At 71.6% G+C, this 12487-nt stretch carries 12 protein-coding genes; 8 read left to right on the top strand and 4 right to left on the bottom strand.

What is annotated here, in order from left to right:
• Window positions 1-457 precede the first annotated feature (457 nt).
• Both CP970_RS41215 and CP970_RS41210 read left to right on the top strand, forming a co-directional pair.
• Window positions 458-1456 (top strand): thiamine pyrophosphate-dependent dehydrogenase E1 component subunit alpha, encoded by a 999-nt coding sequence (locus CP970_RS41215; RefSeq protein WP_055547180.1) that lies wholly within the window; start codon window positions 458-460, stop codon window positions 1454-1456.
• Window positions 1449-2432: an alpha-ketoacid dehydrogenase subunit beta gene (locus CP970_RS41210; protein WP_150494614.1), complete on the top strand. Its 984-nt coding sequence runs from the start codon at window positions 1449-1451 to the stop codon at window positions 2430-2432. Before CP970_RS41215 ends, CP970_RS41210 begins: the two co-directional genes overlap by 8 nt.
• A 38-nt stretch (window positions 2433-2470) precedes the next feature.
• Here the strand turns inward: CP970_RS41210 and CP970_RS41205 are convergent, their stop codons facing one another.
• Window positions 2471-3214 carry a class I SAM-dependent methyltransferase gene (locus CP970_RS41205; RefSeq protein WP_055546703.1) on the bottom strand — a complete coding sequence of 248 codons (744 nt, stop codon included), beginning with the start codon at window positions 3212-3214 and terminating at the stop codon, window positions 2471-2473.
• A gap of 148 nt (window positions 3215-3362) precedes the next feature.
• Between CP970_RS41205 and CP970_RS41200 the strand changes: the two genes are divergently transcribed.
• Together CP970_RS41200 and CP970_RS41195 are read left to right on the top strand one after the other, a co-directional pair.
• Window positions 3363-4196 carry a hypothetical protein gene (locus CP970_RS41200; protein WP_055546705.1) on the top strand — a complete coding sequence of 278 codons (834 nt, stop codon included), beginning with the start codon at window positions 3363-3365 and terminating at the stop codon, window positions 4194-4196.
• Window positions 4197-4323: 127 nt separating this feature from the next.
• Complete coding sequence (locus CP970_RS41195) at window positions 4324-5199, top strand: slipin family protein (protein ID WP_079043442.1); 876 nt, start codon at window positions 4324-4326, stop codon at window positions 5197-5199.
• On the opposite strand, the gene CP970_RS41190 is transcribed toward CP970_RS41195, so the two are convergent.
• Complete coding sequence (locus CP970_RS41190) at window positions 5107-5604, bottom strand: GNAT family N-acetyltransferase (protein ID WP_079043443.1); 498 nt, start codon at window positions 5602-5604, stop codon at window positions 5107-5109. The genes CP970_RS41195 and CP970_RS41190 overlap by 93 nt on opposite strands.
• 133 nt (window positions 5605-5737) lie before the next feature.
• Window positions 5738-8530: an alpha/beta hydrolase gene (locus CP970_RS41185; RefSeq protein WP_055546707.1), complete on the bottom strand. Its 2793-nt coding sequence runs from the start codon at window positions 8528-8530 to the stop codon at window positions 5738-5740.
• 226 nt (window positions 8531-8756) lie between these two features.
• Here CP970_RS41185 and CP970_RS41180 point away from each other — a divergent pair, with 226 nt between their 5' ends.
• The 4 genes from CP970_RS41180 to CP970_RS41165 all read left to right on the top strand — a co-directional run bounded on the left by CP970_RS41180 (window position 8757) and on the right by CP970_RS41165 (window position 12063).
• Entirely contained in the window at window positions 8757-9200 is a 444-nt protein-coding gene (locus tag CP970_RS41180; protein WP_055546709.1) for a DUF3093 family protein, read from the top strand.
• A 69-nt stretch (window positions 9201-9269) separates the two neighbouring features.
• Window positions 9270-10433 (top strand): diaminopropionate ammonia-lyase, encoded by a 1164-nt coding sequence (locus CP970_RS41175; RefSeq protein WP_055546711.1) that lies wholly within the window; start codon window positions 9270-9272, stop codon window positions 10431-10433.
• Window positions 10434-10705: 272 nt separating this feature from the next.
• A complete protein-coding gene (locus tag CP970_RS41170; RefSeq protein WP_055546714.1) occupies window positions 10706-11146 on the top strand; it encodes an SSI family serine proteinase inhibitor in 441 nt (146 codons plus the stop codon).
• Between the two features lie 170 nt (window positions 11147-11316).
• On the top strand, window positions 11317-12063 hold the full coding sequence (locus tag CP970_RS41165; protein WP_055546715.1) for a cupin domain-containing protein: 747 nt from the start codon (window positions 11317-11319) through the stop codon (window positions 12061-12063).
• Here the strand turns inward: CP970_RS41165 and CP970_RS41160 are convergent.
• Complete coding sequence (locus CP970_RS41160) at window positions 12048-12473, bottom strand: YunG family protein (protein ID WP_055546799.1); 426 nt, start codon at window positions 12471-12473, stop codon at window positions 12048-12050. The two genes, CP970_RS41165 and CP970_RS41160, sit on opposite strands and share 16 nt — an antisense overlap.
• Window positions 12474-12487: the final 14 nt, after the last annotated feature.

Here is a 12487-nt window from a genome sequence, read left to right as displayed (position 1 = left end):
CTCGCATTCGTCGTGATGCGGTCATGAGAAACATGTGGCACGTTTCCTGGGAACCCGAAGGCGAACGAAATCGGACTCTAGCAAGCACGGTCGCCGCCTGGGAAGGGGGCGAGATCGCTACAAACGCCAACCTGCCTGGCATGTCGGCCAATAGGGGCAGTCACCAGCGTTTGGCAGCCGCTACGAAGCCGTGTGCCACGGTCGCCGGATGGTTGCTGCTGTTCTGGAGGGCAGGTTAGGATCCCGGCGTTCCACGGCTCTGACATATCTGTCCGCACTATGTCTGCACGAAGCGTCTTCGGACCGGAATATCGTCGGCCGGATGAGGCGGTTTCAGCACCGCGACGCGGACCGTTTCCGCGAAATCAGCGGATGTGGAATCTCATGGCCCGCGGTAGCTCCCGTCCTTTCCGCCTCGATGTCTTCGGGCGTCGGTTTCGACCACGAGGGGCACGCCATGAGTGACGCCACGAGTGAGCAGTACTCGACGAGGGAACGGCTGTACCGAACCATGCGGCTGATCCGCCGCTTCGAGGAGTACTGCGTCAAGTTGGTGCGTTCCGGGGAAATCGCGGGCGGCATCCATCCCTACATCGGCCAGGAGGCCATCGCGGCCGGGGTGTGCGCGGCACTGCGCCCCGACGACTACATCACCAGCACGCACCGGGGCCACGGCCACGTACTGGCCAAGGGTGCCGATCCGGCGGGCATGATGGCCGAGTTGACCGGCCGGGTCACCGGTCTCAACAAGGGCCGTGGCGGCTCCATGCACGCGGCGGACGTCAGCCTCGGCATCCTCGGCGCCAACGGCATCGTCGGGGCCGGTGCCCCGATCGCGACCGGTGCCGCCTGGGCGGCGACGCGCGCGGGCGAGGACCGGATCGCGGTCAGCTTCTTCGGCGACGGCGCGGTCAGCCAGGGCGTGGTCCTCGAATCGTTCAACCTGGCGGCGCTCTGGCGGCTTCCGGTCCTCTTCGTCTGTGAGAACAACGGATACGCCTCCACCCTCACCGTGGACGACGCGGTGGCGGGCACGATCGTCGGCCGGGCCGCCGCGTTCGGGATTCCCGCCGCGCGGATCGACGGTACGGACGCCGAGGCCGTCATGGCCGCCACGCGGGAGTACGCGGAGCGGGCCCGGTCGGGCGGCGGCCCCGCGCTCCTTGAGTGCGCCGCGTACCGCTTCGACGCCCATCACACCTGGGAGCACAAGTCGTTCGTCCGCTACCGGACGCGGGAGGAAGTCGCCGAAGGGCGCTCCCGTGACCCGCTGCTCGTCCAGGCGGAGCTCATCGCGCCCGAGGCCCGGGAGCGCATCGACCGTGAGGTGGAGGAAGTGCTGGAGTCCGCGCGGCAGTTCGCCCTCGAAAGCCCCAAACCCGACCCCGCCGACGCCCTCGATTATCTGTACGCGACAGGGCTGCGTCCGCGGGCGGGGGTGGCGGCCCGTGCCTAAGCTCTCCTACCTCGGCGCGCTCTCCCGGGCCCTGAACGACGAACTGGCGCGCGACCCCGGCGTCTGCGTCTTCGGCGAAGACGTACGGGTGGGCGTCGCCAACATCACCAAGGGTCTCGTGGACCGGTTCGGTCCGCAGCGGATCGTCGACATGCCGCTGTCCGAGCAGGCGTTCACCAGTTTCGCGACCGGTGCGGCTCTCGTCGGACAGCGTCCGGTGATCGAGTTCCAGATCCCGTCCCTGCTGTTCCTGGTCTTCGAGCAGATCGCCAACCAGGCGCACAAGTTCTCGCTCATGACGGGTGGTCAGGCGAAGGTGCCCGTCACCTACTTGGTGCCCGGGTCCGGCTCCCGCGTGGGCTGGGCGGGTCAGCATTCCGACCAGCCGTACGGACTGTTCGCCCATGTCGGACTCAAGACCGTCGTCCCCAGCACCCCTTCCGATGCCTACGGGCTGCTCGTCTCGGCGATCCGGGACGACGACCCGGTGGTGGTCCTGACCCCGGCCGCCTCGTCGACGGACCGCGAGGACGTGGATCCCGCCGAGCTCGGTCCGATCCCGCTCGGCGTGGGCCGCGTGGTGCGCCCGGGCTCGGACATCACGGTGGTGGCGGTCGGCCATCTCGTGCAGGAAGCCGTCGCGGTGGCCGACGAGCTCGCCCCCGAGATCTCCGTCGAGGTCTTCGACCCGCGCACGGTCTACCCGTTCGACTGGGCGGGGCTCGCCGCCTCGGTGGGCCGTACAGGGCGTCTCGTCGTCATCGACGACACCAACCGCTTCTGCGGCTTCGCGGCCGAGATCGTCAGCACCGCCGCCGAGGAGCTCACGCTGACCGCGCCGCCCCGGCGCGTCACCCGGCCCGACGGCACGGTGCTGCCGTTCGCCCTGGAACTCGACCGCGCGGCCCAGCCGCACAGGGACCAGCTCATGGACGCGGTGAGGGGAGTGTGCGGGGTCGCGAGGAAGGACCGCTGACCGAGTCGGGCGGATCCGCGTCCCCGGAGCCCCTGCCCCTACCCCGCCCGGTCCTGTTCCGGCTTCCTCGCCACGACCAGGCGCCAGTGCGGGCTGCCGTCGGGGCGCCGCCCGAACTCCTCCAGGGGCCGCGTCCGTACGTCGAAGCCCGCCGCGGCCAGGTCCGCGCGCACGCCGCCCAGCGGGAAGGTGCGGTAGTACATGACGAAGCTCGGGCGCCACAGCAGGTTCCTGACGCGCATCGCCCCGTCGAAGCCGAGCATCGCCCAGTACCAGCGGGAGCCGAACGGCTGCGGCGCGCCGACCGGGAACGCGAACAGGCCACCGGGGCGCAGCGCCCGGTACACCCCGGCGAAGAGCGCGGGCCGCTCGGCGGGCAGGAAGTGACCGAACGCCCCGAAGCTGACGGCCACGTCGAAGGCCTCGCGGAACGGCAGCGCACGGGCGTCCGCCCTGACCCAGTCGACCGCGGGTCCGCCGCGCTCCGGCACGGCCTGCGCCGCGGCGGCCAGCATCCCCGCGCTGAAGTCCACACCGGTGACCCGCTCCGCACACAGGGGCAGCAGCGTCTCGACGCCCGCGCCCGTTCCGCAGCAGACGTCGAGCCCCGCGGCGAAGGGGCCGAACGGCCGAAGAGCGTCGGTCGTCACCGTCAGGAACCGGCCGGGCGTCTGGAAGGGGGTGTGGTCGAACTTGGGGGCGAGCAGGTCGTACCCGTGCTCGATGGAGGAGAGGGCCTGAACGGCCAGCTCACGCAGCGTGGGACCCTGGGAGGTGAACATCGGCTCCAGGGTAGTCAGGGAGCGGCGGGGAAGCGCCCCGACGGGGCGCCGCGGTGGCCGGTAACCGCCATGAGGTCTACCGGGGGCGCCAGCGGTCGGGTAGAGCTGCACATCACCCCTTACCCGACTTCCTTCCCGGAGGTACCCCATGGCCACAGAGCGGCACAGGACACGGACCGCATCGGGCAAGACGCGCTTCGACGACATCTACGACCAGCCGGACCCGCGCTCCTACTTCCGGACACTCGCGCCCTTCGAGTACGAGATTCCACACCACGCGCAGGCGGTCTTCCGCCGCACGCGCGAGCTGCGCTCGCAGTCGCTCGGCGGCGTGGGGCCCGTGACGGTCCTCGATCTGTGCTGCTCGTACGGGATCAACGCGGCGCTGCTCAACCACGACCTGACGCTCGCCGACCTGTACGCGCACTACACCTGCGAGGAGACCGCGGGGCTCTCCCAGCCCGAACTCATCGAGCACGACAAGGAGTTCTACGCCTCGCGCCGACGCGCCGACGCCACCCCGGTCATCGGGCTCGACACCGCGGAGAACGCCACCCGCTACGCGCTGGACGTGGGGCTCCTGGACGAGGCGTATGCCGAGAACCTGGAGCGGCACCCGCCCAGCTCCGCGCTGCGGCGCGCGGTCGCCCGCACCGGTCTGATCACGGTCACCGGCGGCATCGGATACATCTCCCACCGCACGTTCGACGCCCTGCTCGACTGCGCGCGGCTCCCGGTCTGGGTGAGCGCGTTCGTGCTCAGGACCGTCCCCTACCAGCGGATCTCCACCACGCTCGCCACGCACGGCCTCACCACGGTCACGGATGCCTCGCGCACGTATCCGCAGCGCCTCTTCACCAGCTCCGACGAGCGGCGTGACGCCGTACGCCAGGTGATCCTGGCCGGGGAGGATCCGACCGGGTTCGAGTCGGAGGGCCGGTACCACACGCGGCTGCACGAATCCCGGCCGCGCTCGGACTGAGCACGCGACCGTGCGGGCCGCTTGGGCCGTGTGAACCCGTGTGATCGGGGCGGCCAGGGGCTCGACCGATGGGCATCTGCGGGCATATCGTGAAATAGGTGGCCGACTCGGACGTCAGGGGGTCGCCATGGTTCAGGAACTGCTGACAGCAGGCGCAGCGGTCGCCTCGGGCTGCCTCGTCTATCTGATGGCCGCGGCTCGCGTGATCAAGCAGTACGAGCGTGGTGTCGTCTTCCGCCTCGGCCGGCTCTCGGGCGACGTGCGCACCCCCGGCCTCACCCTGGTGGTCCCCGGCGTGGACCGGCTCCGCAAGGTCAACATGCAGATCGTGACGATGCCGGTGCCCGCACAGGACGGCATCACCCGCGACAACGTCACCGTGCGCGTGGACGCCGTCATCTACTTCAAGGTCGTCGACGCCCCCAATGCCGTCATCCAGGTCGAGGACTACCGCTTCGCGGTCTCGCAGATGGCGCAGACCTCGCTGCGCTCCATCATCGGCAAGAGCGACCTGGACGACCTGCTCTCCAACCGCGAAAAGCTCAACCAGGGCCTTGAGTTAATGATCGACTCCCCGGCGATCGGCTGGGGCGTGCAGATCGACCGCGTCGAGATCAAGGACGTGTCCCTGCCCGAGACGATGAAGCGCTCCATGGCCCGCCAGGCCGAGGCCGACCGGGAGCGGCGCGCCCGCGTCATCAACGCCGACGCCGAACTCCAGGCGTCCAAGAAGCTCGCCCAGGCGGCGCACGAGATGGCGGAGGAGCCCGCGGCCCTGCAACTGCGGCTGCTGCAGACCGTGGTGGCGGTCGCCGCCGAGAAGAACTCCACGCTCGTCCTGCCCTTCCCCGTCGAACTGCTCCGCTTCCTGGAACGGGCGCAGCAGGCCCTGCCGACACCGCAGCAGGACTCAGAGGGACAGCACGAAAGCGGTCCCCGGCCGCCCGTCCAGCGTGATGTCGCCGGTGGGCACGAAGCCGGTGCGGGTGAGCACGGCCCGTGAGCCGGGGTTGTCGAGCGTCGTGGCGGCACGGAGTTCCTTCAGGCCGTACGCGGACACCGCCAGGTCGCGGACCTGCCGCACGGCACGGGTGGCCAGGCCCTGCCCGGTCGCCCGCTCGGCGATCCGGTAGCCGAGATCGGCGCTGCCCGCCGCCACGTCGACCAGGTTGACCCGCCCGAGGATCTCCCCCGTCCCGCCCACCAGCACGTGGAAGAAGCAGACGCCGTCGGCCTGTTCGGCGAGGAGGGCACGGTGCCGCGCGTCGAAGTCACGGAAGTAGGCGTCACCGCGGTCGGGCACCGTCGCCGCGAAGTACGCCCGGTTCGCCTCCTCGAAGGCGAGCAGGGCGGGGGCGTGATCGGGGCGCAGGAGCTGCAGTTCGGGGGCTGTCGAGGGAGCGGTCATGGGGGAACATTACGTAGGCGCGCACTCGGCGCCCCACGACGGGTACCGGTCCTGGCGGCGGCCACACGCACGGAGCGGCCAACTCCACCTCCCACAGGCAGAGTTGACCGCTCCTCTCACGGTTCGTGCGGCGCTACGAAGCGTTCCGTACCGTTCCCGTGAACACGGGGCCCTTCTGCGGCTCCCAGTTCTCGTCGTAGACGGACAGCTGAGCCTTCAGGGACTCGTCCGGCTCCCGTACGTCGTCCTTCACCGTCGGCACGCGGACCTCGACGCTCTTCTTGCCCGCGGGCACCGAGACGTACAGGGCCGAGCCCTCCGCCATCTTGGACAGCGCACGGCCCGGACGGGGCTTCGCGTCGAACTCGTCCTTGAGCCAGCGCGGGTCCACGTCCAGGGTGGAGAGTTCCGCGCCACCGGTGACCGGCAGGAAGGCGATCTCGCCCTGGATGTCCACGTCGACGGCTTCCGACAGCGTCAGCCGCCACTTCAGCGGCTTGCCCTCGGTGACCCGGTCGGCGACCGGCTCCATGGTGACCTTGGGCATCGGGTCGTCGTTCTGCGCCGTCACTCCGCCGTGGTGGGAGCCGACGACGGCGCCGCGCACCGCCTTGACGAACGCGTCGTGCGCGACGTCGTAGCCGTAGCGGGTGTTACCGCGCACCTCTACGGGTACGTCGATGCCCGGCCCGCCGGGCCGTACCGTCACCAGCCGGGAGACGAACTCGCCCGTGCTGCCGGGCTTGGGCTGGAAGAGCCTGACCTGGCCGCTGCCCTTGCCCGAGACGCTCACCGGCACGTGGTAGGTCTTCGTCCCGGAGTCGCCCTCCTTCACCTTGAGGCGGCCGATGTCCACGCGGGGCAGCTCGGCGGGCTTCACCTCGGGGGTCCCGGGGCGCCAGCCCCAGGCGTCCATCAGCCAGGCCTTGCCCGAGCGGGTGCGCGGGGTGAGTTCCAGGCTCCGTACGTTCTTCAGGTCGAGCCCCGCGCGGACCGCGGCCGACATCGGCACGCGGAGTTCGCGCGCCCAGTAGGACGTGGTCATCTCACTGCCCGGCAGCCCGTCGACGCCGACCTTGCCGAGCTTCGCCCGGTGTCCCGCCTTGTCGACGACGCTCACATCGAGCGCGGTGCCCTTGGTGTTGGGCGGCACGATCACCCGCAGCGCGAGCTCCTTGGCGCCCGCCAGGGAGACGGGCCGTGCGGGGGTCACCCGCACCGGGGCCCCGGACCGGGACCACTTCATGGCGACGGCGTCACGGCCCGGTTCGGGCGAGGTCTCCCAGCCCGCGAAGTGCGGTGAGGCGCCGTTGTCCCGGGGTGACAGACAGGTGCGGGACGTGTCGGTGTCGACCTGCGCGCAGACCCGGCCGCCCTTGACCTTGGTCGAGGGATCCGGCAGGAAGGCGGCGGTGCGGCCCGCGCCGACGGCGTGGGTGAGCACCTGTGCGCGGCCCGCCGAGGGCGCGCGCCGGCCGGAGCCGTCCAGGAGGGGGCGCACCCGGTCGTCGCCCGCGACGAACAGCCGGGCCGCCGCGGCTATGTAGGTGGCTCCGGCCTGCTGCTGCTGCGGCGCGGTGAGACGGGTCTTGGTGCCCGGCGTGCACACCGGGTCCGGCCCGTCGGACCCGAAGTCGTCCGTGGCGGGCGCCTTCGCCTGCCCCGGAGTCCACTCGCTGTTGAAGAAGTTGTGGTTGGCGCCGACCATGTACACCGCGCTGTGCAGGGCCTTGCCGCGGCTGACGCCGCGCGTCCCGTCGACGAATATCTCGCCCTGCAGGTCGGAGACGTCTCCGTCGCAGCCGGGCAGGATCGTCGCGGAGGGCACGTCGGGCACCGGGTTCTGCCCGAAGATCGTGGGACCGATCAGGACGTTGCCGCGGATCTTCCAGCGCACCGGGCCCCGGTAGCCGTCCTGTTCGGCGGGCGGCGGGGAAAGGCTGTCGAGCGCGGCCCTGTTGACGCCCTCGCCGCCGCGGGAGTGACCGACGAGGAGGACGCGCGAGAGGTCGGCGGGCGCGACGGCGCGCACCGCGGCCGGGGCCGTGGAGCGGTTCTTGGCCCAGTCCGCCCACTGGGCGAGGTGCAGCCGCACCAGCGACGAACGGGCCTGCGCGCCGCCGTCCTCGGCGAGGTGGTCCTGTCCGTTGATGCCGTTGGCGGCCACGGACACCGTGACGTAGCCCTGGGAGGCGAGGAGCTTCTGGGTGCGGAGGTAGCCGTCCTGGCTCGGCACCGGCTTCGTCCCCGCCGCGCAGGGCCACCCGCCGCCCTCGTCGTCGCTCCCGCCGTAGCAGGTGTAGTGGCGGCCGTGCAGGAAGAGCGCGAGCGGCCGATTGCCCGGCGCGTCGACGGGGCCGACCACCTTGGCCCGCATCTCCACCAGCTCGGGGAAGCCGGGCAGCCGTACCGACTTCAGCGTGTACTCGCCGCTGACGGTGCGGTAGCTGCCGGGCTTTCCGGGGTCGACCTGGGCCTCGGGAAGCGGCTTGCCGGGGCTCGTGGGTGCGGCGGGGCGCCGGGTGTCCTGCCGCTGCCCGTTGCCCGCCTCGTCCAGGCGGCGCCCACCGGCCAGCACCCGCAGTTCCTTCGCCTCGCCGACGCGTGCGCCGTGCAGCGGCAGCCGGAACGACCGCCGGTCCTGCGCGGCCACCGGTCGGCCGAGAAGCTTGTCACCGGAGTAGAACTCGACCCTGGCGTCCCCCATGGGGACCGCCTCGGGCGAGTCCCACACGAGTTCCTTGCCGCCGCCGTCACCGGCCAGCCGCCAGCCTTCCGGAAGGCCGTCGTCCGCATCGCCGGTCACCGTGGCCGGTGCGGGTGGCGGCGCGTCGGCGGACGGCAGCGCGTGCGCCGCCCCGGGTGACACCGCGGCCAGCGTGAACGCCGCGAGCGCCGTGGTCACCACTCGTGAGACACGTCTCAAAGTGGTCCTCCTCGTCATCACTTTCCACGGGACACGAAACCGAACTCACGTGCCCCACTTGCCCCTTCGAGGACGGAAATCGACGACCTTGAGTTGCCTCCCGGCGGAACCGAACGGTGAAAGGGCGAAAAGAAGGCCGCAAAAGAGCGGCGGGAGCGGCGAGATGGGCGCGTTCCCTCGGGAACCCCCTGCCGGAACCGGCGGGCCGTCCTGCCAGGATGCGGACATGCACATCTACGAAGAGCGGCTCAGCGTGCCCCGCTCCTGGTGGGCTCTGGTCGTGCTCGGCGGAGTCGGTCTCGGGCTCGGGGCGTTCCCCTTCGGGGTGTTCGCCGCGGTGACGGCGGCCACGGCCGGCATCGCGGTGTCCGCCGCGATCGTCCACGCGCATGGCAGCGTCCGCATCCTCGTGACGCCGGGCTCCCTCGTCGTCGGCGGCCGGAAGATCCCGATCGAGGCGCTCGGCGCGACGGAGATCCTGGACGAGCGCGAGGCCTTCGAGTGGCGCACCGTCAGGGCGAATCCGTACGCGCTGCTGCTCCTGCGCTCCTACGTCCCCACCGCGCTGCGCATCGAATTGCGGAACGCGTACGGCGGCGCGCCCTACGTCTACCTCTCGACGCGCCGCCCCATGAACCTGGCCACGGTCCTGGCGTTCACGCGGGGCTGACCGTGCTCGTCGCCGGTCGGGGACACGCGCTGGACCAAAGGCAGTGGTCCGCCGCAGGCTGATCCCGTGATGGATCAAGAGACTGACTCCCAGGCCGGTTCCGCCCCTCCCCTGCCCTGGTACGCGCGTCCCGCGGCGCGCTCCTGGACCTGCGCCCCCGCCCCGTCCGACGCCCGCGACTTCCACGCGTCCCTGCCCGGTTACGCCCGGACTCCGCTGCACGAACTGCCCGCCCTCGCCGGGGGCCTGAGGGTCGGCCGGGTCTTCGTCAAGGACGAGTCGGAGCGGCTCGGCCTGCCCGCCTTCAAGGCACTCGGCGCGTCCTGGGCGATCCACCAGGTCCTCGCACGGCGCCCGAACGGAGGGTCGACGGACGCCGCAGCGCACCCCCTGAACCTGATCGCCGCGACCGACGGCAATCACGGTCGCGCCGTCGCCAGGATGGCGCGGCACCTGGGCCAGCGCGCCCACGTCTTCGTCCCCGACGGCGTGCACGCGGTGGCCGTCGACGCCATCCGGGGCGAGGGTGCCGAGGTCACGGAGGTGGCCGGATCGTACGACGTCGCGGTGCGCAGGGCGGCGGACGCGGCCGCCGCGCCGGACGCGGTGCTCATCCAGGACACCGCGTGGGACGGCTACGAGGAGATCCCCTCGCTGATCGTCGAGGGGTACTCGACGCTCTTCACCGAGATCGACGCCCAACTGGCCGAAAACGGCGTGGAGTCACCTTCTCTGGTCGCCGTCCCGGTCGGCGTCGGAGCGCTCGCGCAGGCCGCCGTCACGCACTACCGGGGGCGACCGGCGGGCGGCGCGGCTCCCGCGCTGCTCGCCGTGGAACCCGAGGCGGCGGCCTGCGCGCTGGCCAGTCTGCGCGCGGGGCGCCTCACCAGCGTGCCGACCGGGGTCACGGCCATGGCGGGGCTGAACTGCGGCACGCCGTCCTCGCTCGGCTGGCCCGCGCTGCGCGACGGCCTCGACGCGGCGGTCGCCGTCACCGACGCGGCGAGCGCCGCGGCCGTGCGCGACCTGGCGGACCTCGGCGTCTCCTCGGGGCCGTGCGGCGCGGCTCCCCTGGCGGGTGTCCGGGCCGCGCTGACCGGCCCGGGCGCCGCCGAGCGCCGCGCCGCGCTCGGCATCTCCCCCTCGGCGACCGTCGTCCTGCTCAGCACCGAGGGCGCGGCCGCCAACCCGCATCTGCGGGAGGAGAGCGCCAAAGAGCCCGTGCAGCGGTGATTTCCGGTCGATGCAGATCGTCGAAGAAAGAACCAATTCTGGATTTACGCAGGTCAGGAGTTAGTCAGCGCTTACACCAATGCCGTGCGTCCACATGCTGGACAGCTCGCGCGTGACCACGCCACCACCCCTGAGCTGCCCGAACGAGCGTACGGTCACCGAACACCGGACGGGCACATCCGGAAATCGACCATCCGTATGGCGCTCACTCTCCGCACAGGTAAGACTCCTCACCGCAGTCACCAACCGCATCCACTGAAGGAGAGTCCACCATGCGTCGCACCCTCAAGGCGATGGCCGCGGCCGCCGCCGCGGCGGTCTGCGTCCTCACCACGACGGCAGGCACCGCGCAGGCCGAGGCTCCGAAGCCGACGAGCCTCTACGCGCCGTCCGCCCTCGTCTTCACGGTCGGCCACGGCGAGGACACCGCCACGGCCACCGTGGAGCGCGCGGTGACGCTGACCTGTGCGCCGCGCCCGGCGGGCAGCCACCCGGCCGCGGCGGCCGCCTGTGCCGAACTGGCGACGGTGGACGGGCGGTTCGCCGAGCTGGTCGGCACCGAGTCGAGTGTGGCGTGTACCAAGGAATGGCGGCCGGTCGTCGTGACAGCCGATGGCGTCTGGGGCGGCAGACACGTGCAGTGGTCGGCCACGTTCTCCAACGCCTGCATGATGAAGGCCGGTCTCGGGGAGGGTGTCGCACTCACCTTCTGACGAGACCTGCCCCCGAACCACACTCAGGGGAGTCCCGGCACCTTTCGTGGGGGAAGGCGGTCGGGACGCGGGGCGGCCCCCGGTGTCCTTGGACACCGGGGGCCGTAGTGTTCTCGTGTTCTCCCGTCCGCTGTTCTCCCGTCCGCGCGCCACGAAGCGAGGAGTCCCCGGTGAACCAGCCCGACGCACACGAGTCGCGCGAGACGTACGCGGGGCTTCCCGGCGGCATCGGAGTGTCGCGCCTGCGCGTGTACGACTGGCCCACGACGGACGGGCTTCGCGGTGGAACTCCCCATCTGCACCTGACCTGTTCGGAGGGGTACGCGGTGACCGGAGGCCGCGGCGCCGTGCAGACCCTGACCGCGTCCGGCTTCCGGCGGACACCGCTCGCCCCCGGCGCACTGGTGTGGTTCACCCCCGGCACCATCCATCGCCTGGTCAACGAGGGCGAGTTGGAGATCACCGTCCTCATGCAGAACTGCGGCCTCCCCGAGGCCGGTGACGCGGTGCTCACCCTGCCCCCTCCCCTGCTGAAGGACCCCGAGACGTATCGCGCGGCGGTCACGCTGCCCGCCGAAGCCACCGAAGCTGAGCAGGCTGCTGCCGCCCGGCGCCGCCGCGACCTGGCCATCGAGGGTTTCACCGTGCTCCGCGAGGCGACCGAGTCCGGTGACCCCGAGCCGCTCGCCGCCTTCCACCGGGCGGCCGTCGCGCTCGCCCGCCCGCTCGCGGCGGGCTGGCGCGCACGCTGGCGCGACGGCGCGGCCGCCGCCGCCGGGGCGACCGGCGCGCAGCTGGACCACCTGGAGCAGGGCGACGCCGGTTATCTGTCCCGGGCCTCGGTGCGCGCCGAACAGCCCGCGGCACACGGCAGGTTCGGCATGTGCGGTCGGCTCGACGTCTATGACGTGGCCTGAGCCGCCGACCGCGCGGTCCGCTCGGCGGCCAGGGCGCCGAGTCTCGTCAGGACCCGGGAGCGCAGCAGTTCGTACTCCGCGCGGCAGCGGCGTATCTCCGGCGGCCTGGCGATGACCTCGCCTTCCGTCACGATCTCCGTCGGTGCGAACTGCTCGCGGGTCAGGTCGATGTCCACGCCCGCGCCCAGGCGGTTCCACCAGTGGTAGTCCGTGCGGACCCCGTCGACATGCACCTCGCCGCGCACGAGGTCACCGCCGAGCAGGTCGTGCAGGACGAGCGCCGTGACACCGCACTGGTCCCTGGCCGGGTTCTCCGGGGGCCAGGGGTCCTTGGAGTCGGGCGGGCACGTGTCGGCGCCCCAACTGTCGCGCACGGCGGACTCGATGTCGGTGAGAAGCAGAGGTGTCATGCCGATCACCTTCG

Origin of the sequence: Streptomyces kanamyceticus (genome assembly GCF_008704495.1) — a bacterium.
GTDB classification, from domain to species: domain Bacteria; phylum Actinomycetota; class Actinomycetes; order Streptomycetales; family Streptomycetaceae; genus Streptomyces; species Streptomyces kanamyceticus.
The sequence above is the reverse complement of the archived record's forward strand: the minus strand, read 5'-3'. Positions and strand labels throughout refer to the sequence as shown.